The organism is Pectinatus cerevisiiphilus, assembly GCF_004341685.1.
GTDB classification, from domain to species: Bacteria; Bacillota; Negativicutes; order Selenomonadales; family Selenomonadaceae; genus Pectinatus; species Pectinatus cerevisiiphilus.
This window is the reverse complement of record NZ_SMAA01000014.1, coordinates 39,461-65,162: the sequence shown is the minus strand read 5'-3', so window position 1 is coordinate 65,162 and position 25,702 is coordinate 39,461. Positions and strand designations below refer to the sequence as shown.

Annotated in this window: 24 protein-coding genes and 1 pseudogene; 2 read left to right on the top strand and 23 right to left on the bottom strand. The window is 42.7% G+C overall.

What is annotated here, in order from left to right; translation table 11 throughout:
• Window positions 1-179: 179 nt before the first annotated feature.
• The 17 genes and pseudogenes from EDC37_RS09485 to EDC37_RS09410 form a co-directional block, all read right to left on the bottom strand.
• On the bottom strand, window positions 180-1,301 hold the full coding sequence (locus EDC37_RS09485; RefSeq protein ID WP_132550728.1) for a hypothetical protein: 1,122 nt from the start codon (window positions 1,299-1,301) through the stop codon (window positions 180-182).
• 27 nt (window positions 1,302-1,328) lie between these two features.
• Window positions 1,329-2,546 (bottom strand): ParB/RepB/Spo0J family partition protein, encoded by a 1,218-nt coding sequence (locus tag EDC37_RS09480; RefSeq protein ID WP_132550726.1) that lies wholly within the window; start codon window positions 2,544-2,546, stop codon window positions 1,329-1,331.
• A gap of 3 nt (window positions 2,547-2,549) precedes the next feature.
• On the bottom strand, window positions 2,550-3,299 hold the full coding sequence (locus EDC37_RS09475) for a ParA family protein (protein WP_132550724.1): 750 nt from the start codon (window positions 3,297-3,299) through the stop codon (window positions 2,550-2,552).
• Between the two features lie 154 nt (window positions 3,300-3,453).
• The gene (locus EDC37_RS09470; RefSeq protein ID WP_132550722.1) at window positions 3,454-3,888 is read right to left on the bottom strand and encodes a DUF5348 domain-containing protein; all 435 of its coding nucleotides are present in this window, start codon (window positions 3,886-3,888) and stop codon (window positions 3,454-3,456) included.
• 558 nt (window positions 3,889-4,446) lie between these two features.
• Window positions 4,447-5,403 carry a virulence RhuM family protein gene (locus tag EDC37_RS09460; RefSeq protein WP_132550752.1) on the bottom strand — a complete coding sequence of 319 codons (957 nt, stop codon included), beginning with the start codon at window positions 5,401-5,403 and terminating at the stop codon, window positions 4,447-4,449.
• A gap of 78 nt (window positions 5,404-5,481) precedes the next feature.
• The gene (locus EDC37_RS12430) at window positions 5,482-5,691 is read right to left on the bottom strand and encodes a RhuM family protein (RefSeq protein ID WP_243642182.1); all 210 of its coding nucleotides are present in this window, start codon (window positions 5,689-5,691) and stop codon (window positions 5,482-5,484) included.
• A 2-nt stretch (window positions 5,692-5,693) separates the two neighbouring features.
• Window positions 5,694-6,083, bottom strand: a complete 390-nt coding sequence (gene rhuM / locus EDC37_RS12425) for a RhuM family protein (RefSeq protein WP_207900824.1) — start codon at window positions 6,081-6,083, stop codon at window positions 5,694-5,696.
• A gap of 233 nt (window positions 6,084-6,316) precedes the next feature.
• A complete protein-coding gene (locus EDC37_RS12625; RefSeq protein ID WP_279388551.1) occupies window positions 6,317-6,652 on the bottom strand; it encodes an IS1096 element passenger TnpR family protein in 336 nt (111 codons plus the stop codon).
• A gap of 29 nt (window positions 6,653-6,681) precedes the next feature.
• A complete protein-coding gene (locus EDC37_RS12620; RefSeq protein ID WP_207900823.1) occupies window positions 6,682-6,909 on the bottom strand; it encodes an IS1096 element passenger TnpR family protein in 228 nt (75 codons plus the stop codon).
• Between the two features lie 20 nt (window positions 6,910-6,929).
• Entirely contained in the window at window positions 6,930-7,214 is a 285-nt protein-coding gene (locus EDC37_RS09445) for a DUF4357 domain-containing protein (protein WP_132550718.1), read from the bottom strand.
• A 40-nt stretch (window positions 7,215-7,254) separates the two neighbouring features.
• Window positions 7,255-10,326, bottom strand: coding sequence for a type I restriction endonuclease subunit R (locus EDC37_RS09440; protein ID WP_132550716.1), 3,072 nt, complete (start codon window positions 10,324-10,326; stop codon window positions 7,255-7,257).
• A gap of 57 nt (window positions 10,327-10,383) precedes the next feature.
• The gene (locus EDC37_RS09435) at window positions 10,384-11,580 is read right to left on the bottom strand and encodes a restriction endonuclease subunit S (RefSeq protein ID WP_132550714.1); all 1,197 of its coding nucleotides are present in this window, start codon (window positions 11,578-11,580) and stop codon (window positions 10,384-10,386) included.
• An 8-nt stretch (window positions 11,581-11,588) separates the two neighbouring features.
• On the bottom strand, window positions 11,589-12,077 hold the full coding sequence (locus EDC37_RS09430) for a tyrosine-type recombinase/integrase (RefSeq protein ID WP_279388550.1): 489 nt from the start codon (window positions 12,075-12,077) through the stop codon (window positions 11,589-11,591).
• Window positions 12,074-12,517, bottom strand: a pseudogene (locus tag EDC37_RS09425) (transposase); the annotation flags it as partial. The pseudogene EDC37_RS09425 and the gene EDC37_RS09430, both read right to left, overlap by 4 nt.
• Window positions 12,518-12,547: 30 nt before the next feature.
• Window positions 12,548-14,071 carry a class I SAM-dependent DNA methyltransferase gene (locus tag EDC37_RS09420; protein WP_132550708.1) on the bottom strand — a complete coding sequence of 508 codons (1,524 nt, stop codon included), beginning with the start codon at window positions 14,069-14,071 and terminating at the stop codon, window positions 12,548-12,550.
• Window positions 14,071-14,769 (bottom strand): helix-turn-helix domain-containing protein, encoded by a 699-nt coding sequence (locus EDC37_RS09415; protein WP_165874497.1) that lies wholly within the window; start codon window positions 14,767-14,769, stop codon window positions 14,071-14,073. Before EDC37_RS09415 ends, EDC37_RS09420 begins: the two co-directional genes overlap by 1 nt.
• 4 nt (window positions 14,770-14,773) lie before the next feature.
• On the bottom strand, window positions 14,774-15,376 hold the full coding sequence (locus EDC37_RS09410; RefSeq protein ID WP_165874496.1) for a helix-turn-helix domain-containing protein: 603 nt from the start codon (window positions 15,374-15,376) through the stop codon (window positions 14,774-14,776).
• A gap of 446 nt (window positions 15,377-15,822) precedes the next feature.
• Between EDC37_RS09410 and EDC37_RS09405 the strand changes: the two genes are divergently transcribed.
• Window positions 15,823-16,347: a sigma-70 RNA polymerase sigma factor region 4 domain-containing protein gene (locus EDC37_RS09405; RefSeq protein ID WP_132550702.1), complete on the top strand. Its 525-nt coding sequence runs from the start codon at window positions 15,823-15,825 to the stop codon at window positions 16,345-16,347.
• A 217-nt stretch (window positions 16,348-16,564) separates the two neighbouring features.
• On the opposite strand, the gene EDC37_RS12295 is transcribed toward EDC37_RS09405, so the two are convergent.
• Window positions 16,565-16,726, bottom strand: coding sequence for a hypothetical protein (locus EDC37_RS12295; RefSeq protein WP_165874495.1), 162 nt, complete (start codon window positions 16,724-16,726; stop codon window positions 16,565-16,567).
• 40 nt (window positions 16,727-16,766) lie between these two features.
• On the opposite strand from EDC37_RS12295, the gene EDC37_RS12615 reads away from it, so the two are divergent.
• Window positions 16,767-16,985 carry a transposase gene (locus tag EDC37_RS12615; protein ID WP_196589875.1) on the top strand — a complete coding sequence of 73 codons (219 nt, stop codon included), beginning with the start codon at window positions 16,767-16,769 and terminating at the stop codon, window positions 16,983-16,985.
• Between the two features lie 212 nt (window positions 16,986-17,197).
• Here EDC37_RS12615 and EDC37_RS09395 read toward each other — a convergent pair whose 3' ends face one another.
• Genes EDC37_RS09395 through EDC37_RS09375 form a run of 5 tightly spaced genes read right to left on the bottom strand, consistent with a single transcriptional unit; the run spans window position 17,198 to window position 25,689 of the window.
• Complete coding sequence (locus tag EDC37_RS09395) at window positions 17,198-17,629, bottom strand: hypothetical protein (protein ID WP_132550700.1); 432 nt, start codon at window positions 17,627-17,629, stop codon at window positions 17,198-17,200.
• A 14-nt stretch (window positions 17,630-17,643) separates the two neighbouring features.
• A complete protein-coding gene (locus EDC37_RS09390; RefSeq protein ID WP_132550698.1) occupies window positions 17,644-18,183 on the bottom strand; it encodes an N-acetylmuramoyl-L-alanine amidase family protein in 540 nt (179 codons plus the stop codon).
• Window positions 18,180-18,617, bottom strand: a complete 438-nt coding sequence (locus EDC37_RS09385) for a phage holin family protein (RefSeq protein WP_132550696.1) — start codon at window positions 18,615-18,617, stop codon at window positions 18,180-18,182. Before EDC37_RS09385 ends, EDC37_RS09390 begins: the two co-directional genes overlap by 4 nt.
• Before the next feature lie 20 nt (window positions 18,618-18,637).
• Window positions 18,638-25,303, bottom strand: a complete 6,666-nt coding sequence (locus EDC37_RS09380) for a host specificity factor TipJ family phage tail protein (protein WP_165874494.1) — start codon at window positions 25,301-25,303, stop codon at window positions 18,638-18,640.
• A complete protein-coding gene (locus EDC37_RS09375; protein ID WP_165874493.1) occupies window positions 25,300-25,689 on the bottom strand; it encodes an NlpC/P60 family protein in 390 nt (129 codons plus the stop codon). Before EDC37_RS09375 ends, EDC37_RS09380 begins: the two co-directional genes overlap by 4 nt.
• Window positions 25,690-25,702 lie beyond the last annotated feature (13 nt).

Below are 25,702 nucleotides of genomic sequence, written 5' to 3'. Positions count from 1 at the left end.
AAAAATTATTACAAGCCGAATCGGGTGTCCATTATGGACCCCCAAACGAATCGACGTATCCTAAGAAGCAGGGGCAAAATCGGTCGTTTTTATACGACAATGCGCCCCACCTACCCCAAGATTAAATTTGCCTACAGTCAGTCAAGGTGTCCATAATGGACACCTTAACTTCCAGACATTCACACCGGACTCTTTTCATCCTGCTCTTTTTTATATTTTGCAAGAAAAGCGTGAAATGGACTATTTCCAGGAATTTCAAATTGATTGGCTTCCTCTTCTGCTTCTCGTTCCAGAGCAGCTATTTGTTGCCGTTCTATCTCCGCCATTTTTTCTCGCATAGCAGCTTTCTTTTCCTCCTGAAGCTGTTTAAACGCAGCTGGAGCATCAACATATCCTTCCCGCAACGCCATATGCAGCCAACCTGCAGGATTATTTATCTTCCCTTTTTGCAATGCCTTTTTCAAAAGTTCCCATTGCTGTTCAACTGCCTCAAGACCGTATTCAGCAATAAATTTCTTTGCGGTAGCAAGCGTAATACCATAGCTTGGCATTACAAAAAGCAAGCGTTCCAGTGAATCTTTTATGTTAACCATATCTCCAACAACAGTTTCCTCATTCCTGTTTGTTGTTGTTTTTTCTGAGAATTCTCTGTTGTTATTCTCTGGTATTGGTGAGGACAGATTGTCCGATTCCATAGGGACAAAATGACCGGATGGATTTGGACAACTTGTCCCTATGAAACGGTCATTTTGGGTATTCTCCGCCAAAGGACCCGGCAAGCCTTGAATTACCTCATAAGGACAATTTGTCCCTATGGATTGGTCACCAACGGAAGCATCTCCCACAGTATCCGTGAGCCCTCGATTTTCCTCATGTGGACATTTTGTCCCTATGGACTGGTCACTAACGGCAGCATCATTTTCTCCTGATACATCTGGCTCTGACTCTTCATGATTTTCCGTTTCCGGCGCCTCCTTTTCTAGCCGTTCCAACTCAAGATAATCAATCGTGTACCACTTTGTGCGATCATAGCCTTTTTGATTGTAGTTGCCGGAAATAACCAGTTTTTGCTTTTCTAAGTTGGAAATCGTCCGCGATAAGGTCTTCTGCGACCAAAACGGAAATTGCTTTAACCAGTCCGCCATGGTGTTATACACCCATTGCCGACCATCGATAATATTTTTACTGCGGTCCACCCAATAATGCAGTTGCTGTATAAAAAGCGCTTCATTCAAGCCGATTTTTACTGCAAGGCTGGGCAGGCACATCAAAGGAACCTCATTGATCAATAATTTACTCATTTTCTTCTCTCTCCCAACTGCAGATCATTAATTATTCATGGTATTTGCGACTTGAAAGTTTTTCGAATGCTCACAGGGCCGATCACAATCATCACAACATTCTTTGCATCGTTCCTGGCAATGAGATTCATCTAAATAAGCCAAGACATCTTTTATAACCTTGACACGTGCCTGCCACTCCTGACACTCTTTTTCTGTTTTATCAGCAGTTTCTACGGAAAGCCGTTGCTCAGCGTCTTTTAATTTTTCAACGATTTCTTTCTGAAACCACATTTTCGCGGCAGTATCTTGATCTGTCGCTTCTTGCTTTTGCACAGGTGGTACAACCTCATCAGTAGAATTAACACCGTCATTGCTTATATTTTTATCTGTATTATTTTTTCGCGTTTGGTCGAACAATTTTGTCTGACCCTCATCCTCTAATTCACATTCTGTCGGACTCTCTTTTACAACAGGAATAGGGTCATTTTTAGGCACAACGATTTTTTTCTTTTCCTCTTTTACCGCCTGTACCGTAACTTCTTCGCCCCGATCCTTAATTGCCTCAATTACTAAATTTTGTTCTTCTTTATCCATGCTTGCGAGTTCTGCTGCAGCCGTGGCTGTAATATTTCCTGAATCAATCTCCACCTTAACTTCCTCTGAAACCTTCCGAATCGCTTCTTTACGCTGCAAGGAAGTCTCCGAAATGCCAAGAATATTGGCAAAATAAGGCCGAAACTTACCATCAATATTTCCAGCCGCTTTCTGATAATCATAAAGTTTCTTGATAATGGGCTTAATCAATGCAATTTCATCCGTTTCCTGCGAAGGTGTCAGATTTCTGCGCTGCCCTTTATTCGGAAACACGATATTCAACGTTTCCATTTCATCATCTGTTATGGCATCCTCAAAATCATTGATAATTTCCCGTGTAATGGTCGGAACCATAGGGATATCCGTCATTCCATTTTCTAAGCGATAAAGCTGTGCCAAGCGGCGACGATGGCCGCTGGTAATCATCAATCGGCCATCCTCCATCGTCTTTAAAATAATTGGCTCGATATTATGAGTAAGCTGGATCATCATCGCCAGTTCTTCAATATTATCTAAACTGTACTTTTCATTCTTAGGATTTGGCACCAATTCATGAACGTCTCTCATAATGATTTCTTCTGTAGTCTTAAGGTCATTACTGCTGCCCTGTCCTGGCTGAGAATTTTTATTTAAAAGCTTTGCAATTAAGCTTACTGACTGTTTTTTCATGTTTCATTCCCCCGCTAAAAGTTCTTTAAAAAATTGCACAAGATCCCGTGCAAAACCACAATTAGGTGAATACTCGAAAATAGATTTTCTTTCTTCTGCTGATGCTTCCAGCTTATCTTTTGTGTACCGAATTCTCGTTTTAAATAAGGGAAATTGACTCCCTAATAGCTCAATACAACGGAACCCATGCGGAGTAGAGGAGAATTTGTTGAGAAGGCAACCACGAAACCGCAGTTTAGGATTATATTCCTTAATTGCTTCTATATAGTCAGTCATCTGTGAAACGCCGCGAATGCCATAAATATCCGGTGTTGTCACAATAATGACTTCATCACTGGCTACCAAGGCATTGATAACGGAGGCATTAATTGTCGGAGGATTATCGATAAGACATACATCATAATTTGCAGCAACCTTTTCCAAGGATTCTTTTAAAATAGTCTGTTGCACAATCTCCTCATCTTTTATGACGGCCACATTGGCATCTAGTAAAGCAGCACCGCTGGCAACAATGTCAATGTTCGAATAGCGCGTAGGCTGGATAACATCCTGAATCTCTGCCTTACCTAGCAGGATATCTGCTAATGATTTTTCTGGATCTGCATCAAAGAACTGTGAATCATTCCCCTGATCGTCATTGTCTATGACCAATACTCTTAAATCACAGCTTTCTGCAATGGCATATGCCATATTAACAGTAATCGTTGTTTTGCCAACGCCGCCTTTTTTATTGATGAACGAAAATGTTTTCATAAATTTTCAAGTCCTTTCGCTTAACTTTTCTATACAAATCAAGCGAAAATCTGCTATAATAAATTTTAAGGAAAGAATTTTGTTTGTAGCAAATTTTCACGTCAAGCACTATCAGCGGCTAACTGATAGTGCTTTTTTCATACCCAATTTTTCATCAACCTTTGATCCTTACTAAGGCACCCTCCAGCTTCATATCCGGACGTGCCGTAAAATAATAATCTCCACTATATTCAATGGACGTCGGAAGCCAGGTCATCCATTCTTCTTCATCTGAGAAATACGGTGCATAAACCTCACAGCCACTTCCACACGTGAATTCAATATCTGTGCCTTCCATTTCAAATCTACCAACTGAATTCCTGATTAAGCGTCCTTTCCTTCCTATGGCTGCAAACATCCGTTTAAAACGCCAGTCGCTTTCATCAAAGCAATTGCTGCCCAAGCTCAGTAAATGCTTCACATAGGTACGTTCTTCTTCTGTTGCATTCTCTGGATTGAATTCATTCTGAATCCATGCCAAGTCATCAACCAACTCCCTGATTATTGGAGCAGCCTTTCTAAATCGTTCAATCATGCCTTTCCTTAACATTTCTGTTTCCTCCTTTGGCAAATAAAAAAGACGCCCAATACGAATATTGAACGTCTAATAATAAACTCATTATTTTATTGTAGAATCAAATTCTCTTGACTGACGAAATAAGCAATTTCTTGTGTCTACTCATACTAGGTTGATAACTACCGAGACATTGATGTAGTCCTTAACTACCTTTTTGCGCTCAAAACCATCCTTTTTTACAAAGATGCAATGGCGGTAGAAGTAGCGGAAATTAAGGATTTCTACATAGTACGGCGTTGTATCAACGCTACAGCCTCGACGTGGCTCGAGACGTCTATTTCTATGCGCTTGCAAAAGTCTGTCCAAGGAGACATGTCTACAGCCGTCAATGTCTTAGGGAACATTTCTACTCCACCCTGCTGAGAATATTATGCACCGACCAAAAGCCGCTATATTGCTGGCTTCATCGCCCATACAAGGATTTTCCTTTTTCCGTTTGTAAAAACATGTCCACGGCTAACGTCTCGAGCTGGTTGAATGGACAGCTAACCCCGATTTTAGGCTGGGAATATGCTTACCGTAATCGTTACATTATTCTTTTTCCAGGTTTGCGATAAGACGGTCAAAGTCGCTCTGATACAGACCATCCTGAATCACTCTGTATTGTTCAAATTCACTTTCAGCAAAGGATTTCGCAATTGCTGCCGTTACCTTGCCTTTGTCTTGCAATATTTCAGCATCATTGAACTGCAAAAATGCATCTAATTTTGATGACCAGTCAATCATTGTCATCGGTATATGTCTTCGGGCTTGCCTGGTGGCATAGTCTAGATACATAGTAACGATTTCATTCAACTCCGCCATTTCATTAACCGCCAGATAATTTTTAGCTATGGACACATCCGCTTTTACAATCTTGCCATCAGGTGCATTTCGCCACGTGGTAAGCCCCATATGCTCTTTCGTGTGGTCTGCCCTTGTCACAATTAACTCAGCAGCCGTATTGCCGTGTACAGCATAATGCATCTTATTCTGTACTGTTGCGAAAAAATTCTTTGTGGTTTGGCTATCTAATGAATAATCGACTGCAGTAGCATAGATGTCCGTAATCTTCTGATAGAAGCGACGCTCACTGGCTCGGATTTCCTGTATTTCAGAAACTAAATGGTCGAAGTAATCTTCATCAAATATTTGCCCATTGATAAGCCTGCTTTTATCCAGTACATACCCCTGTTTCGCAAAGGTGTCCAGCACCTTCGTTGCCCATTGTCTAAACTGCGTAGCTCTACCGGAATTAATACGGTAGCCTACTGCAATAATCGCAGACAGGGCATAGAATTTATATTGATAGGTCTTGCCGTTATCAGCAACTTGTGCAAAATTTGCACAAGTTGTATTTTCGTCAAGTTCCCCACTGTCAAAAATATTTTTTAAATGCTTTGTTGCAACACTTCTATCCACATTAAAAAGCTGTCCAATTGCTTTTTGGGTCAGCCACACATCATTATCCTGTACACGTACTTCTATTCCGTCTTCCTTCGCATCCATAGTGAACACAAGGAAATCCACAGTACTATTACGGATTTGAAGCTTGTTATTTTTTTCAACCACTAAAAATCACCTTCTTTATCTTCTACCACTTGCCTTTTTCTCCAGCTGTTTTATGCTATCAAGATAGTCTTGCTCTACACTGCTAAGTGTTTTTGCTTTGTATTTCTTGTATTCTGTCTGCACTTTATCCATAGACTGATTGTGACTAATCGTGCCGTTTCCAATCAGAAGATTTTCACCGGTAGATGTTAAAATTCCATCCAGATGCTTCGACCAATCCTCCATGGTCATCTTGATTTCACGCTCAGCCTGTCTCTCTGCCAAACCAAGGCATCCGGGGATACGAGCTGTCCCATCGCTCGCAGTTCTTTCTCATCCAGATAGTTTTTCGCAACTTTCGCTTCTCGCAAGGTCGGCTGGTCGCCGGAAAATGTCATCAGTCCCATGAAGTCATTTTCTGCGATAACCTCTGCTTTGGGATTGTAATCAATGCTGGTCGCATAGATTTCCAGCACCTGATGATAGGATACTTTCTCTGATGCACGAATGTCACGGATTCTTTCCAGCAGCTCCTTGAAGTATCCGCCACCACGCTGTGATTTCACACGATAGCCAACGGAAATGATAACATCAAGGCTATAAAAATCAACAGGCTTGTCAGAATTAGCAACGTTCAAATTTTGCACGTTGCTTTCTTATACTAATTCGCCTTCTTCAAAAACATTTTTATATGTTTTGAAATAACGCTTCTGTCTCTTTGAAACAGTTCGACCATCTGATTTTTTGAAAGCCACACAGTATCGTTTTCAAATGATACATCTATTTTGGTCAGACCATCTTATGTCTGATAAATCAACATTTCGCCGTGATTGTCCATACGACTCTCCGCCTTTACCTAACTGCATTACTTTTATTCGCATACCTCATAAGCATTTTGGATTTTCCAAACATCATTTTTTAAAAAGGCATTGCAGTATTTTAAGTCAAGTTTCCGGTAATCCCATGATATCTCCCGATTAGCATACATATCCATAATCTGCGGCAATATGCCGTTCATATCTGTTTTTGTGACTATTTCAGCAAGTTCATACGGCGAGATATCCTCAATGATTCCTCTACCGTTTCCGTCAGTAACATAAGGATAATGTGTTCCTGCTCCACGCTTCATTTCAGACATTGATAACAATTCTATCTCAAATCCCCAACCTGCACCATAGTCGTATTCCATACTTAACTTATCTCCAATACTAAGTTTTAAAGTGGAGAGCTTAGTCCTTATTGGATCGACAACTGGCTCATCAAAAAAACATTATCTTCAAATACGATTTCATAACGTTTGCCAGCAAATCGTATATTAAATAAATGACTTGCTGTACTTTCAAATGATGCCAATATTGCATATCCAAGCTTGGCAACACTGGAAACAGAAGTGATTTCAATGTCACGCCATATAACATTTTCTAATTCTCGTAGCTTTACTTTAAATTTATATACATCTGCCATAAAGCATTCTCCTAATCCTATCACTCAATTTCTTTTAGACTTTTACCATCGTTGTTCTTCCATTCAATCTGACCATTGACATGACCACCAATAACAAACGATGCTGCATATGAGGGGCTATTTAGTAAAACGTTTTCTTGCAGAATCCCTTGTTCGTCAATCAGAGACGTTTGACGAAGCTTCTTTATTCCAGGAGGTATACTATGGGAATCTATAGCTTTTGTGATTCTTTTATATCTCATAGAAATCTTGGACCTTGTTTCCATATCAATGACATGCGCATCTTTTTTCACGCTTAAACTCATTATTTCACCTTCAGCTTAAAGTATTGTATCATATACAATTTCAATTTACATTATCCGTCCACATCTCGCACTGGCTGATTACTGTTTGTAAAGCATCCTCCATTCCCTCTGGTGGATAATCATATTTTTTAAGAAGCCGTTTAATCATTCGTCTCATGCCTGCTCTGGCAGATTCTTTCTTTTCCCAGTCAACAGTGCGTGAACGTCTGAGTTGTTCGGTAAGCTCTCTCGTTATTGCAATCAGCTGGTCGTTGGAATAAAAGTCCTTTACAGCCTCAGGCCTTGTCAGCGCATCATAGAATGCAATCTCCTCATCCGAGAGACCCATTGCATTTCCACTAGCATGAGCTGCTGCCATATCCTGAGCCATCTTCATCAACTCACCGATGACTTCCTCATTAGTCAGCATACCGTTAAGGTAGGACTTTACAATTCTATCCAGCATTTCTGAGAACTGCTGTGACTTCACTACGTTTGTTCGTTTGTAAAGTCGAACCTGTTCTGCAATCAGCTTTTTCAAAAGTTCAATGGACAGATTCTTCTCAGGCATTTTAGCAATTTCTTGCATGAAAGCGGTATTGAATAGGTTGAACTCTTTATCCACATCTGTAAACAGATTCACAACACCGCCACTTTGAACGCTCTGCTTTAGCAGTTCGTTAATCTGAGCATTGATATCCTTCAGTGATAGAGGGCCCGGTCTTTCAATCTTAACTAAAACAGAACGTACTGTTTCCAGATAAGCCTCTTCACGTCTTTCTTCTGCTGTTGCAATACTCTTACAAAGAGAGAACGATTGACGCATCAGGTACGCTTCAGTGATGAAGTCCTCCTTTGTACTTTCCATCTTAGGATCTGATAAGAAGTTAACACCACCGGTGATTAAAGATGCTCTCTTCAAATCACTTTCAGTCGTCATAAACTCTGAATAATCAAATCCATACATCAAGTCATGGCACACGAGCAATTTTTCCTGGAACTTCTTATAAGCAGTTTCCCCGATATCCATATTGCCATAGTTCTTGCGGTCCTGATCCGTGTACTGTTTCATAGCTGCTTTCAGTGCAGATGCTATGCCTATGTAATCAACAATCAAGCCGCCCTCTTTATCCTTGAATACTCGGTTTACACGAGCAATTGCCTGCATAAGGTTATGTCCCTTCATAGGCTTAAAGATATACATTGTAGACATAGAAGGAACATCAAATCCGGTTAGCCACATGTCAATGACAATGGCAATTTTGAATTCGCTATTGTTATCCTTAAACTCACGAGCCAAGCCTTCACGATAGGCTTTATTACCAGTCAAAGATTTCCATTCTTCTGGGTCCTGATTGCCGCCAGTCATGACTATCTTTACTTTGTTTTTCCATTCTGGACGCATCTTCAGCATCTTGTCATAAATCTTGATAGCCATTGGACGAGAATAAGCTACAATCATTGCTTTTCCCGTTTGTTCATACTGTCGGTAAGTTTCATAGTGATTAATAATATCGTCACAAAGAGAATCCACAACCGTTGGGGCTCCAAGCACTCCGTCCATCTTTGCCAGGTCATGCTTGCTCTTTTCGATATCCACTTCATTGGCACGGCCCTTAAGACTTTCATAAAGAGCATCAATATTCTGCAATGTATTTGGATCAAGTCCAAGCTTTATTACTCGGCTTTCATAGTAAATAGGTCTGGTCGCTCCATCCGCAACGGCCTGGGTCATATCATAAACGTCAATATAGTTACCAAACACCTCAAGCGTATTTCTATCTTCTAATTCGATCGGTGTTCCAGTAAATCCAATATATGTAGCATTTGGAAGTGCATCTCGTACTCTTCTTGCATTACCGATTGTAATCTTACCAGTTTTAGCATTAACCTTTTCCTCAAATCCATACTGGCTTCGGTGGGCCTCATCAGCCATTACCACAATATTTCTTCTTGCATTCAATGCATCATCTGATTCCTCAAACTTCTGCATGGTAGTAAAGATGATTCCATTTGCCTCACGACCATCCAGCCAATCCTTCAATCCGATTGCCTTGGAGCCGTTTTTGATTTCATCCTCTGAGAGCTTTCTTTTTTCGGCCTGAACCGGAGTCTGTCTCAAAAAATCCTTACACTTGGAGAACTGTGAAAACAACTGGTCATCTAAGTCATTTCTATCTGTAATAACCACGATGGTCGGGCTGTTCAAAGCAGTTTGTAGCAACTTGGCATAGAACACCATCGACAGTGACTTTCCGCTGCCTTGTGTATGCCAGAACACACCGCCTCGTCCATCTCCACCATCTGCACTTGCTTTTGCGGTAGATTCTACAGCTTTCTTGACTGCAAAATACTGATGATAGGCCGCCAGAATTTTTGCATCTCCACCTGCTTCTTTTGAAAAACAAATGAAGTTGTGAAGTATATCCAAGAAGCGAGTCTTTGAAAACATACCTTTCATCAAAGTTGTGAAATCAGCATATCGCGTTTCTTCATAATCTCCATCAACCGTTTTCCATTCCATAAAACGGTCAAGACTAGCAGTAATTGTACCAGCTCTTGTCTGAGATTGATCACTGATTACGCAGAATGCGTTGTAGATAAAGAAACTCTCGATAGACTTCATGTAGTTTCTAATCTGTAAATAAGCATCCTCGATTGTTACAGAATCAGTTTTAGGTGATTTAAGTTCCATCACAACTACCGGCATACCATTTAGAAAGATAACCATATCCGGTCGCTTAGTTTCATATTCCTCAAAGGTCCATTGATTGGCAACCACAAAGCTATTTGTATTCACGTTATTAAAGTCAACAAGATACACCAATGCACTTATGCTTTCACCATTTAGATGATAAGAAACCTCGATGCCATTCTGCAAGTAGTCCATGAACACAGCGTTTTTTGACACCAATGAACCGGCCTCGTAGGATGTAAGCTTTAGTATCGCCTCATCAATAGCAACCGATGGCAGTTTGGGATTAATACTTTCAATTGAGCTACGAAGTTCATCAGCCCTTAAAGGATTATGGTGGTCTGTATTCACTTCTGGGCCATAGGCATATGTGTAACCCATATTCTCGAATAATTCTATAATTGAGTTTTCATAGCTGGCTTCATTAATAACTGACATTCTTTATGCACCTCCTTAAGGGCGTTAAAATTTTATAAAAAACAAGAATTTAGCGGCCTAAGATATTATTCCTGAGACATTCAATTCTCCCGACATCAACTTTGGAAGTAGAGAATCACGAGTGTTTGCAAGCTTCTGATTTTCTAAAGTGTTAGCACCTATGAGATCATACATTGGCGACACAATAGAACAGAATTCATTTATTACATCGTCTGGCGGAATTAGAACAGGATAAGTCAAAGTTACGCTTGGCGTAGCACGCTGACGACTGTTGGTGGAACCGGTTGTATGAGCACATAAAAAGGCACTGAACATAGGATCATCTATTATTGAATAAACATAATCTTTATGTTCTGGATTGATTGCTTCATAAACCATGAACTCAGTAGAACACACTGCATGGCTCGTAAGGCAAAGAGGTCTCCATATACGCTTTGTATCAGGATTCAGTTTTGAAATCATTACGGAGGATGGCGTCAAAACATACTTGTTACTTTTTACGCCAGAGGCAATCTCAAATACTGGGAAATGTTTCTCGTCATAAGACGGAATACTGTAATGTTCAAGAGTAACGTCAGGATTTTTTGCAGGTGAAAAACTTCTTGTTTTAAGCTCAGCAATTTGCCCGAGATTGCCTTCAGACCAGTTATCAGGCATTGACCCGCCATAAGGCTCGAATTTTACGAACCACGCCTGAAACAATGTGGCTGCCTGCTCTGCTAAATTCCTATTTATCGATCTGTTGTTAGAAATTTTATCATCTAAACTAGCGAGTACTCCACCAATTTTTTTCTGTGTAATCAAATCAGGACACATAAAAGTATAATCTGAAAATTGGGTTTTATTCACAATCGGCACTGCTGTAGATGTTTTACTGTGATGATTCATCACTTTACCTAAACTTGTCATAACATAATATATAAAATCTAAATCATATTCATTTTCATTTAAAACTATAGAGTTTATTTGCTGATTTGTTACTGATGTTTCAGTTGAAATAACGACTTTTCCTAAATCTGAACCAATACAACTTACACAAATTGTATTTGGAGGTATTATATTATTTTTAACTGATTGCGCACCCATTTCGGTTAATTTTTTATTTGTAGTGAAGATATATTTTGTCGTCATATCATCAGATGGAGTTATAAATGGAATATCGCCACCATAATTTTCATCTATACTAGTTTTAGGCGTTTTTCCCGTAATTACTTTTCCAATATCGCCAACTCTAGTTTCTTTCCAATTTATCATCAAATCACCTACCCAATATATTTTCTATGTGCATTCTTAACGTTACTCTGCTTCACCATCGCATAGTGAAGAGTTGTATCTATCTTCTCATGCCCTAAGAGCTTCTGCACTTGCTCAATAGGCATTCCTTTGTCTATTGCTACTGTCGCCATCGTTCTTCTGAACTTATGAGGATGACATTTCTTAATACCAATACTTCTTCCAAGTTTACGAATTCTGACTTCAACGCCACCAATTTCAAGTCGTTCATTCGGAGCTCTCAATCCAACGAATAATGCCGGATTAGTATCTGATCTGCTTTTCAAATATTCCTGCAGATGAAGTTTAGTCCTTGCATCGAAGTATACTATTCGCTCTTTGTCACCTTTACCTAGAACAATGCATTCTCGTTCATTGAAATCAATATCTTCTCGATTAAGTAAAACCAGCTCACCAACTCTCATACCCGTTGATGATAAAAGATCTGGATTGTCAACACTTTGTCGGACACTTTTTATAAGGTCAATTTTCTAAATTCCACCGGAGTCATATAATTTAATGATCCATGAATTCTATTATTGTTAAACCATTTCACATAACTCTTTAATTCGTACCGCAACTGGCTTAAACTGTCGAAATTGCGTCCATAAACAAATTCCGTTTTAAATATTTTGAATGTCGCCTCGGCAACAGCATTGTCATACGGACACCCCTTCATACTCAAAGATCGTTTAATTTCAAATGTAGTGATTACTTTTTCAAGCAATTCATTTTTAAACTCACTTCCTCTGTCCGAGTGAAACATTTGGATTTTTCGCAAATCTGTTTTTACTGTTGCAAAGGCATCATATACCAATTGAGCGTTTTTATGCACGCCAGCACTATAACCAATAATTTCACGGTTAAATAAATCTACCAACACACACACGTAATTCCATTTGTAGTTTACTCTAACATACCCTTTACATAATGGCAAATAGCTGAAAGCTTATATTTCATACCCAATTGCCCCCAGCTTCTTTTTAATCTCAGCCTCAAGTTCATGGGATTTTTCAAACATTCCTGACAGTTCAGCTGTGAGTCTCGTCATCTTTTCATCAAACGGCTCTCCGTCGTCTTCCTGTTCTTCAATTCCAACATAACGTCCTGGTGTAAGTATATAATCCTGAGAGGCAATTTTCTCAGTCGTTACCACTGCACAATAACCAGAGACGTTTTCTAAAGTCCCCTCAATAAACGCTGCATAGGTATCGGCAATCTTTTTTATATCGTTATTCTGAGGATCATCCGAACCATCCGTTAACTCACGTAAAGCTCTAGTTACCATAGTACCCATATTTCGTGCATCAATGAATAATGTCTGATCTTGATGCTTTTTATTTTTGTTAATAAACCAAAGGCTAACTGGGATACCAGTCGTGTAGAATAATTTGTCTGGAAGGGAAATGATGCATTCAACAAGATTGGCATCAATGATATTTTTTCTAATTTCTCCCTCTCCACCCGTTTGAGATGAAAGTGATCCATTTGCAAGGACCATGCCCATCTTTCCGTTTGGTGATAAATGCCAAATCATATGCTGAATCCATGCAAAGTTGGCATTTCCTGCTGGTGGCATTCCATACTTCCAGCGTTGATCCTCTTTTAATTTGTCAGCTCCCCAAGGAGTTAGATTGAATGGTGGATTTGCCATCACAAAATCGGCACGCATTGTTGGATGCTGGTCATTTAAAAAGGTATCGTCTGGAATTTCACCTAAATTACAATCTATTCCTCTTATTGCAAGATTCATCTTTGCCATCTTCCATGTGGTAGGATTTGACTCCTGACCATAAACAGAAATGTCATTAATATTACCCTGATGATTCTTTACAAACCCTGCAGACTGAACAAACATACCGCCAGCTCCACAGCAAGGATCATATACACGACCATTGAATGGCTGTAGGATTTCAACAATGGTTCTTACAACACAGGATGGTGTATAGAATTGTCCAGCATTTTTCCCCTCCTGTTCAGCAAAGTTACGAAGACAATATTCATAAGTTCTACCAAGTAAATCTTTCTCGTCCGCACCATCTGCCATTTGAACATTGGTGAACAAATCAACGACTTCTCCTAGTCTTCTCTTATCTAATTCGGGACGAGCAAAATTCTTAGGTAGAATTCCTTTTAATTTTTTGTTTTCAGATTCTATAGCAATCATTGCATTGTCGATAGTTGTTCCAATTTCAGGAGTATGCGCTTTATCTGCAATATCTTTCCAGCGAGCACCTGTTGGAACAAAGAAAATATTCTTGTAAGTATACTCATCTCTATCTTCCTCAAACCCATCGCCTTCATTAAGTAACTCTTGGTATCTACTTTCAAAGCTATCGGAAATGTACTTTAAGAAAATAAGGCCAAGGATAACGTTCTTGTATTCTGATGCATCCATATTTCCTCTAAGTACACAGGCCGCATCCCATATTTCTTTTTCAAAACCGATGTCGGCTGTATTCTTTTCTGCCATTAGTTTGTCCCATCCTTTTTCTTTAATTCTTCTACGAGTTGATGTAACTCTTCTGTTGTCATTGTCGATAAATAACGTACCAGTTCAACCCAATCACCATCTTTAAATTGCGCTGGACTTTTATAATCGATTGCCGCTTCCACTTTTTCGTTATAAGCAAGAAGCCTTAGTCCCTGAAAATTATTCAGTTTTTCCTTCCACTCATCGAACATTTCCAAATCAATTGATGCAAGTTTATAACGCCTTCGCATTATGTAGGAAAGCAGTCGGTCCTTAATTTTTATGTAATCAGGATCGAATACTGATTCCTTTGTGATAGATTCTTCTTCATCTTCGACATCATCTTCTGCAATAGAACTGAGGCCATTCTCGTTCGCCATCACAACCAGATCTGGTATTTCAATTGTATTGTTTTCAATCAGTTTATCTAAAACCCTCGCGATATGCTCATATGTTAGTTTTTCAACAACGAGACCATCGATCTCTCGTTGTTCACTGATACCCAGCAACCAGTCCACCGAGACCTTATATGCTTTAGAAATTTCCAGCAGCATATCTGGGGTCGGAATCTGAGTACCGTTAACCCATTTACTCACATTTCCTTGTGTTGTGTTCAGCTTACGTGCAGTCACTTCCTGAGTATTCCCGCTAAAGGTTTTTGATAGGCGATCTTTTATTATTTGTCTAAGATCATCCAAAATATCAACCTCCAAACGGGCCAGGGGCATCGCCCATCATTTCAGCATATTCTGCTTCCTTAGCCTTTGCTAAATTATATACTTCAAGCCAATGTGCTTCTGCAGTAGCTTCTCCTGCTAGAAAGCCAACATCATTATCCTGCCACATTTTTTGATAAACCAGCGACTTATCATTAAAAAGAGAAAGCTTCATTTCTTTCCAGCTCTGGTATAACTCCTTGTCAGTTTTCGAGAGTGTAATGCTCTTTTTTAGTAAGGCCTTTAAAAGCGGATCCTTAATACTGAGCTTTAGCTCGTAGCCAGAACTCTTAAATTCAATATTACTACCATGCTGGTACAACTGCATTAGCATTTCAACTGCCACAGCATAAGAAGTTTTTTCTTTTGCTGTGGCTCTTTTCTTATTATTTGACAGCCCCATTAGCCAGTCGATGGATACCTCATATACTTCGGCAATTCGATAGAGCGTATCCGGAGTCGGCTGTTGAGAGCCAGATAGCAATCTACTCACATTACCCTGGGTCATATTTAGTTTTCCACCCACTATTTCTTGCGAATCATCACCAAAAGTTTCTCGCAAACGTTCCTTTAAAATATCTAGTTCCATCGCCACATCGTTCTCCATATTCTCAATTCGAATAAAATATGCTTATGTGCATAACAACATTCTACTACGAATGCTTTTATTTTACCAGTATTTGCGCCTACTTCTTCAAGAATATATATAGTCACAAGACTCGTTAGCTTATGCCTAATGTTTGAACTACAATCTAAATGTACTAACAGGTAAGACTTATCTAAACAAAAATTATTCCGCCCTAAGCAAGGCATAAAACTACTTTTCCTGAAATCAGCTCACTATTATCCCGGCCGGGTAGTGTGTTCGTAGCTGATGGATGGAAGAAATTGAATATACAGTGCCAGCTTAACGAACGGCTGGTCACCAATTTGAGGCGGAGCAATCCGTATGAGGTGACCAACGTATGAACAATATATCTGGCAGCAATGCAGGTTGTCTCCGCTTCGGCTTAAAAGCCGGAAGGAGACAATCTAATGAAAACCAACGACACTCAGACTCAAGACGTACCCCGTATCTATGACAAACCATCCCGTACCTGGAATGTAGTCTCGAAGGAAGTATATCGCTACTTCGTCAATTCCAACAGAACCGTCCGCAAAAAGATGCAAGACCAAGGACAATGCGTATGCACTCGCCAGAAATGGTGGCTATGTGATAGCGATTGCCTTAGCTGTGAATTTCATCGCGCTGGGAATTGCCTTTCTCTAAACTATGAGTATCAAGGCATTGATGGCGAAACGCCAACTCTGCTCGACACACTCAGCACTGAAAGCAGCACGGCTACTATCGACCAGGCCATAGATTCTATTTTGCTACAAGAGTTATTCCAGCGTTTGGACGAGCTTTTACCTGGTGGCCACGATATCATCATCGCGCAGGAGAGTGGCATAAGCGATACTGCCATAGCCAAGCAGCTCGGTATTCCCCGCACGACACTTTTATCTCGATTAGAAAAGGCCAGAAAAACCTTACGTCAGGAGTTCCCTGACCTGCTATAAACGCAAAAAGCCGGAGCACCGAGGAATCAATCCTCCAGTGCTCCGGCTTCATTCATTTCTGTATTCTATCCGATACTAGGTGTGTACAACTTTTTGTATATTAGCAGCGCATCGTCTTTTGTCATCCCACGCAAACCGAGCTGTTTCATATCAATAATCTCATTCTTCTTCAAAACCCTTGAACCACTATTTAAATCTGGTAAATCCACCTACCATCTTAATTTTTTCCCCCAAAAACCTTCGTCAACATCTCGTCGATTACCTGCTCTACTCTCTCATCTGCTGAATCCTGCAACGCTATAGCAAGCGACAATGGGTCGACTATACCATTTTTGCCAAGAATTTTCGGATCATACTGCGTAGATTTTCGCGTTGCCAAGCGTCCGTCCCAGAATCACTTGACAGAAATTTATGAAGGGATGAACTGGGATAAACTGATTGAGCATGAAAAATCTTCCATACGTTGTAAAGTAGAGCATCCATTCCACATCATAAAGAATTTTTTCAAATGCAGGAAAACAAAATACCGTGGATTGAAAAAGAACTACCAGATGTTTCAACTGTTGTTTGCTTCAGCAAATCTGGTACTGTGCATAAGGGCTGGACGACAGAAAGAATTTGGTGCAGTCCTTGGATAGGTTTGTCTAGATTTAGGGAAATACCTCCCTAAATCAGAAAGGCCGGAGAATGGATGTGCCCAAAGCATCGATTAATGAATTTAATGCAAGTTAATTTCAAAAATCGACTTGTGGATAAATCAATGATTGGAAACTGTTGATTTATCAGCAATTCCTTAAATAAAAATATGGCTCGTACCTCAAGAATTTACTTCTCAAGGCACGAGCCATTATCATTTCTGTATATAGGCGTACAGCAAGATTCCTAAAATTCCATACGCTAAGTTTCTCTCACGCTTAGTTCTCGCCTGCTTGGCTTTCTCCTCGGCGATGGACTCGTTCAAGGATTTCTCGGCATTCTGTAATAAGCCGTCCTGCTCGGTCATTGTCTTCTTTAATCCCGTCAGCTGTAATTCGAGCTTCATGGACTTCTTCTCGGATGCCTGTAATCTCTCCTCCGAGGTCTTTAGCTGTGTCTGAAGCTTCATCAAGCTGTCCTTCTGCTGCTTGTTGATTGAGTCTAGCTCGTTCAAGTTGTTCTCGAGCGTCATCAGCTCGGTTTCCGTTATCTGGTACATCGGCTCTGCTTCGGCTGCAAAGGAAAGCTGCGGCACAGACAATAACAGCAACAACAATAGCCACCAGAATTTTTTTAGTCCTATCATTCACGTCCACCACCTCAATTGAAATAATCCGTCACACCACGGGCAATGGCTCGGGCAAACTCATCCTGCTGCTCGGTAAGAAGCACCACATCCTCAGCATTCGAGATGAAAGCAAGCTCTACGAGCACCGCCGGCATATCTGTATTGCTGAGAACATACAAGCCGTTGATTCCTGGCGCGGCAATCTTCACCCCGCGGTCAGTGGTGCCAAGAGCGTCAACAATCTGGTCATTGATGCACTGGGCAAGCTTCCTTCCCTCAGCCGAGCCTGCGCATGCCCAGGTTTCTGTGCCATTGGCGGAAGTTGTGTTGGCGCTATTGCAATGGACGGAAATAAAAAAATCTGCTCCGCTGGCATTTGCCGCAATACATACCTCCGCCAAACTATCCGACTGCAAACTTTCCGTCTCGATGCCGACAGCATTAAGATAATCTGCTGTCTTCTCACCTACACAGAATGCCACCTCACTTTCCTGCAGCCCAGTATATTTATTGCAGGCACCTGGATCCGGCTGACCGTTTGGCGCATGCCCTGGATTGATAAAAATCTTCATTTGTCATCAGACTCCTTTACTTTTAAGTTCTTCTCAGCGGCAATCTTTTGCAGATGTATCCGCAAAAACACGGGAATAATCTCGCCATAGCCCATGCGGTCGAAGTTCTCGACCAGGCTCATGACCTCAATGATGGCAAAGCCTGTAATCACCATTCCCCGAAACATCATCAACCCCGTAGCAGTGTCCAGAAGATAGGCGATAATAATGCAGACAAAGATACCGGCCTTACGCATAAGACCGGCAGCTCCTGTACGGGAATTGAGTTCTGCATTTTTATAGGCGGCTGTAATGCCCGTCAGGAAATCGAGCATGATCAGGCCGCTCAGTGCAAGTATCGGTGCATCAATGCCTCCCAGCATTAGATTCAGCAGCCCCCACAGTAGCCCGAATAGGGTTCCTGTCTTCAGTTCTGTAGTTGTCCATAAAACCATATAATCTTTCCTCCTTAAAATCAGCTATAGGCAGGTATTACCGTTGCCTCGGTCACAGCCGAAGTCTCGACCTCACCGCCAACCTCTACCTTACAAATAACATCTGTCTTCATATTCGTACCTACCCAGATACACCAAGCATAGGTCTTCCCCTTTATGCAGCTTAGCACGGCTGGCGTTTGCGCCTTGATCTTTACCTGTGCGTTCCAATCGGCATCGATAAAGGTAACATCTGCATTGCTGATTCTTGCTGTTGCATCTGCAGGCGTTACTGAGAACCTGAATTTCGTCACACTAACGGGAATCGTAAATTGGAACTCACTGCCCGCTGACCAATCCTCACACGCATACTCTGTACCAGAGCCACTGGCCGTAAGTGTCTTGGTAGCCAAAACAGTCAGTGGCACAGCATCCTCTATCGGCGGCTCTTCTACCTTCTTGCTATCGAGCGCAGGAACATTCGAAGTATTGGCCACGAGCTGGTTGATCTTCTCACCGCAATCAACGTAGAGTGCAATCGTTGTCGCACCGCTTGTTGTAATGGAACACTTGAAGGCATAGGTCTTGCCAACAGTACAGTCAGCAATAATGCCATCAGCGGACACCTCAGACCAGCTGACTTTCTTTGCCAGCGTTCCATCGGCATTCACAAACTCAATATAAGTATCTGCAGATATACTCACGCTAGTAGCTGGAACAGCAACCACACGGAACTTCTCTGCCCCCTCTGGAATGGTGAACTGGTAATCCGCATCAGCTTCTTGGGACGTAAAGGTCTTATCGCAGTAAACAGATTTCGTGTAGATGATAGTTTGGAGCGGCACCTTATCCTCTGCTGGCGGGTCGATTTCTGGTTCATCTGCTGCCGTGACCTTCTTGAATTTGTAGGTCTTGGATGCTGCATCATAATACATAGCCATGCCATCAGCCAGTCCTGCTTCATCCACATCATGGGTACCGATATGACGGCTGGCATGGATACGTAGATCGTCAGCATCGAGCTTCTTATCAAGAGCCGCCACAGTTGCATATTCGCTGTGTTCATGCTCTAGGTCAGCTTTCTTGGCTAGGAGTGCATTCACCTGAGCCTTCGTATAGCTAGTCTCATCAGCCTTGCCATCTTCAGTGCCGGAAAGCAGCCTGTCTATTTCCTCTCTGGTGTAGACAGCAGCTTTATTTGCTTTGCCCGAAAGCAGCACATCTACCTCCGTCTTGCTGTAGCCCTCAGACAAACTGCCGCCAGAGCCATATATCGTCGGCAGCGGATTCGAGCTGACACCAAAATATCCATCAGCAAAATCTCGGAACCTATACCGCTCCACGTTATCGACCTTTATTGTCCACTTACCAGAGTAATTGGTTCTTATGGGTACATCCGTACCTCCTTCATAGAAAGCAAAAACATCTCCGCCAACTGTCATATTGGTTGAGATGTTTTCAAGAATAATATGTGATGGCATTTCAAGCCTGCCATCGAATACACACTTATAGGTATTCCCATTGGCATGAACTATATCGCCTACGTTGTAGCGTGTCTGCGGCAGCCAGGCACTTCCGTCATCCCCGCTTGAAGTCCATTCCCAGATGATATCGCCATCCACACAGCGGGCATTTCCACGTACTGGTGATTCTCCGGAGGTCGTACCGTCCTGCTTGACCAGCTTATAGACTGCTTCAGTACCATTACGGTCAACGGATATGCAGTAGTGATTCTTGGCCCACCAGGTCTTGCTCGACCATTCCTTGCCGATAAAGGACAGCATTGCCGTGCCATGCTTAAAAGAGCCATTCCATGCCGTATTCTGCGGTGGTATAGCATCCAGCTTTCCTGCCTCTAAAACATTGTAAAGCTTATGGTCAGCATAGATGATTTGGCCTTTTTCAACTGTCATATTCGGCTTGAATTCGACATTCACGAAATCTGCCTTTGGTCCAGCATACGTCCACCAGCAAGCATCGAGATTCTTCGGATAGATATCTTCGCCCTCGATCACCGTTCCCACTGTATGTGCAGGGCGATAGCCATTGGACAGTCCTGCAGAAACACACTCCCACGAATAAACCGGCAGCCACATGGAGCTTTCCACATAACAGAAATCCCCAACAACATAGCTTTTATTTGCCTGCCATTCATACCATTTCACATACCTTAGGATTGCTGTGCCATAGGTAAATTCATTGCCGGATAAATCGCTTGGCATATTCGTCTCGAGCTTTTCCGCGATGTTCAGGTTTCCCGCCTGCACCACCACGAAATAATGCCTGTCATAGAAGGCGGTCTTATTATCACTGGTCATGGTTGTCTTATAGGTGCGGATGATCTCGCCCTTGTACACCTCATGATTTGCGGTATTGCCGTCATTCACCCAGTCAAGGCCGCGGCCGAGATATTTCCAGTTGAGCTTGCCGCTATCCGCATTGCCTGTATCTTTGCACCAGTCCTTGACATTAGTCGGTGCCTTGGTCGAAGTCCTGCAGCTTCGAGTACCGGATACCATATTGTACACAAGATAGGTTCCTGGGTTATACGAGAAGAAGTTACATTCCCGGATAGTCGTTTCCGGCCACTTGAATGTATCCAAGGTCGAAACAGCCTCCGGTGAAAACTCGCATTTTATGACATCGAACTCACCTCCCTCTGCATCCTTCAAATAAGCCTTGCAGTTATCTATGAGAATCTTGCCCTCGAATATCCGTCCATAGGTGGCATTCAGCTCCAGGATATGGGCATGAGGGTAGCTGTCGGCTGGAAGTGAATTGACGTAAAAGCAGCTATTGGTAATCTGACAGATGCCTCTGCCCTCACCAATCTGAATGGCATGATTGAAAAGGTTGCAGTGATCGATGTAGAGATTATAGAAATAGTTATGGATATCCAGACGGTTGATGCTTACACGCTCAATATGCACGTCCTTCACGCAATTCATTGCCGTTGCCCCCCAATAGCCCTGCACATGGCAGTCATGGATATGGAGGTTCAGACAGTTCGTGGCACGTATGACATAGCCAGAAGTCGCATCAACACCATTCTCTCTTTTGCCGGAGTTATTGAAACCGGTAATATCTGAGACCTCCGCATTGTAGCAGCCCCACATATAAATCATGGTATTTTTGAATACCGTGTTATGCATCTGATTGGTGTCGGGATAAAAGCTGAAGCCAGATACATGGGCGTTATGGCATTTGCACCACAGCACTGAACAGTATTTATTTGCCGAGGTCTCAAACCTTACCTGGCAGCCCTTAAAGTTGTAATGGGCATTTGGCAGCCGTGTATAGGACAGCTCGAACTGGCTGTTTATCGTCTCCGTGGATACCTCATGCGTCACATAGTCTGAGACTGGCGTCTTTATTTCAAGACCGCCAGCAATCGACCAGTCATAGGTGATGGGATTGGCAAGGATTCCATCCATGGTGTGGAAAAGCAATTCATAACGTGGCTCAGAATAGAGATACCCGGCATCATCACGCACCGCATAGCTGGATTCCTTCAGGAACATTAGCGAGTTGTTTCCCAGCTGACTGAGCTTTCCCTCTGTCCCAATAACGAAATTATCCTTCTGGTAGGTTTCCTTCGTTTCGTACAGCGGCTCATAGGTCATGAAGTCCCCTTCATTATCTCCCCAAAGGTAAAAACCAAACCAGGTAGCATTGCAGTCCTGCACTAAGAGCTTGCTGCCAGAAATATCGATGTTCCCAGCACAGGTGATTGGCTCATTATTGTCCTTTCTTATAATGCCCTGATGATTTTCTACGCTTACCAGATAATGCTTGCGCTTGCTTTCCGGCTCAATCTCATAGCAGCTCATTTGGTAATCATGGCAGTCCTTGATGGCTTGGTAATCGTCTGTAACGCCATCCAGCTTTGCCCCAAACATCCGATAGTTGACTACTTTTTCACATATCACCGCATAAATCTTACGGCGCTTAGGATTGCCAAACTCATCGGTATTAACCACCATTTTCCCTTCGCTGTCTGTTTCATAGACATAATCGCCGCTGACATTCGTCATTGGGATGCCCGAAACGTCGGTGACCACCTTGTATTCGTATTCCGCAGATTCACCCAGGTAAAGCGCCCACGGATGATTCTGCGGATCATAAATATAGCGGCAGATGTATTCTGCCCCGCCGCCATCATTCGGGCGATAATAGCCAAGTGTCCTAACGCGTGAGCCGAACGAGATATTTAAGAGACCATTGGCTATAACATCCGGCTCAGTTGGAAAAGTATAGGTGATATTGTCCGGCTCTTTTTTCGTAATGATTATTTGATAGCCGTCCTCTGTCTTTACATAATTGGTGCGGCTGTTTATCTCCAGAGAATCCGCCACCTCAGACTGGATTTTGTCCCCGCTGAGACCAGCATAATTAGTGTAATCCATATGCGGGTAGCGGTCGTAGTTTATATCCGTAGCATAGATAGATTCGTCATATTCAGCAAGCTGGAGCTGAACCAGCATTTCGCCATCACGAGACGCTCCGACTACCCGGTATGGCTTGATGGCTTTGTTGGTTTCGCCAAAGGCGTAGTTATCATACTGTGCTGGAACGTCAGAAAATGCAGCCGTCACGGTCAGCGTATCTGTGGTGATAGTTTGCATAGGCGCTGCGACTTCCTTCTTTTCCAGCTTATCATTGGCGAGCGTTACGTAGATTTCATAGGTCTTGCCCGCATCCAGTGTCACCGCCTTATCCAAGGTAATGGTATTTGCTGTAGCCGAAATGAGCCTGCCAGAGGCAATGCCGACTCTTGAAATGGTATGGGCATAGCCGACAATATCACCATATTCACAGACCAGGCCATCAATATCCGTGGAAAGCTCCACGAACTGCAGCTGGCGTTCATTGGTGGCAAGTGCTCTGACGCCCTCGCGGTATGCCTGGCTTCTCCGGCTTACACCGAACAAAGTCAGCTGTGCCGTATTGTCCTGACAGTCCTCGCTTGCCCAATCCTTAGACCGCAGCGTGAACACTGTGTTCTTAAAGTCATTGTGGCGGTCATTGTACTGAAGCTCTACGGACTTGGCTCTTTCTTCCTTGGAGGTAAAGGTACCTTTGACCGAGGATACCGTTGTCCTGCCCTCAGCAAATACCTGCGAAATCATCCCCGGCTTATCTGTTACGATGCCATATCTCGTGCCGTGGATGATGATGCTGGAATGACCTACCGCAGCCGCTTTGGTAGCTGCCTCGAAGCGTTTCTGACTGGTATCGAAGTAAGCATCAAAGAGATACCTCTTTTCAAACTCGCCGTATTCATCCGGAACCAGCTCATCTGCATAGGCTGCTGACTCACACCACTGTTCGAAGTACGCATCAAGCTGCTGATGCTGACAACCAAACACCACGTACTCTTTCTTGCCGGTGTTGAGATTCTTGAGATAGCGGCAGCCATGCAAAATATCATAGGCAGCCCAGATAGGATTATCCGCTGCCTTGACCTCGTACTGACTTTTCTTTGGGTTATAAACATAAACCTTCGAGCGGGTCTGCCGCCAGTTGATATTTGGCACACCGCCGCTGAGCTGATTCGTTGCCAGTATTCGCATGGCCACCAGCACCTTGTTTGGTCTGACATAGACGCCATTATTGTACGAGGTGAGAATCGACCAATAGGTGATGGTCATGTTGCGGCTGCCAGAATCCTTACTGACTGCCGTGACCTTGACATCATACTGCCCCGCCTCGATATTGCTGGCAATCTTGACCGAGCGTCTAAAGGCATCCGGGCTGCTGTTTGTGAAGGTGTATTTTCCCGAGAGTGTCCAATCCGGGATACCTGTTTTTTTATATTCTACTTGAATGGAAATGCTGGCGTTGCTGTAGCTGCCGTCATCATTCAGATGATACAGACCGTTATTCCACTCCAGCGTAATCTCCAGTGAGCAGGCCGCTGTACTATTTGTGGTACGGATAAGCGGCTGATTTATATCCAGCATCAGCCCCACAGACTGGTCTGTCGGTGTATTAGTAAAGAAACTGATTGGCGTCTGGTCATTAGTGCCAAGCCGTGTCTCAAGCTGGACATTGCTATAATTCTCTATAGGTGTACTATCGATACGAATATCTGTGATGCTGTCAATTTCACCATAGCCGCCGCAGTACAAGAGATTTAGGTACTGCTTGCCGTCCTGGTCGCTTGTTTCAACGTGCTCCTCTAAAAGCTGCGGCTGCGGAATACAGGTGCCATAGGTTTCGCCAATGACACCGCCTTCCATCGTCTGAACTGTCGGTAAATCCCAGCCGTAGGTCTGCGATTTCTCATAGTCATGCCAACCCACATTGGCCGCCTGCTGCGGAAAGACACTGTTTATAAGCCGTCCGCCCAGATACATCACCGCACCCGCGGCAAGATACGCACCGAAGGTATATCCCTTAATCGCCATTCCAAAGACACCACTACCACCAAGAATGGCCCCGCTCCATGCCGTCAATGCGACCATTGCCACAAAGCCTAGAATTTTACCGAAGTCACCACCAGCAACACATGGCGTTATGATGAGCTGACTTCCGTCCTGTGGTATTGTGCCATCCATATCTTTTACCCGCTGACCATTCAGAAACACACTATTTGCCTCGGTCACGTTATAGTAGGAACGGATGTCTTTGCCTGAATAATAGGCATCATAGGTTTCATGGATTTTAGGTTCCAAGGGATTTTCTACAACAATAATCTGAATCATGTTATCACCTCCGGTGGCAGATAGAAGCCAAGAATATGTGCCTGCCAGCGTTTCAGCGTAGAAACACATACACCAGTCCGTGCATAGGCGTGGATGAACCTACTATCATCCACCACAATGCCGACATGGTTTGCGGCCGCTGTGCAGCCATTGGCTAAAAGTATTACACAGCCCACCTCTGGTTTTTCTATTTTTCGCCAGGTATGACGGTTTGTTTCCAGCTCATCATGGATGTCCTTGATGTTAAAGGCGGATATATCGTAGTCCTGAATATACTTATAGCCCTGACGCTCTAGTAATATTTTCACCAGTCCCCAGCAATCCAGACCATTTTTGTCTCTGCCGCCGTCCTTAAACGGAACACCGATTAAATCTGTATACTGCATCTTATCCTCCTTT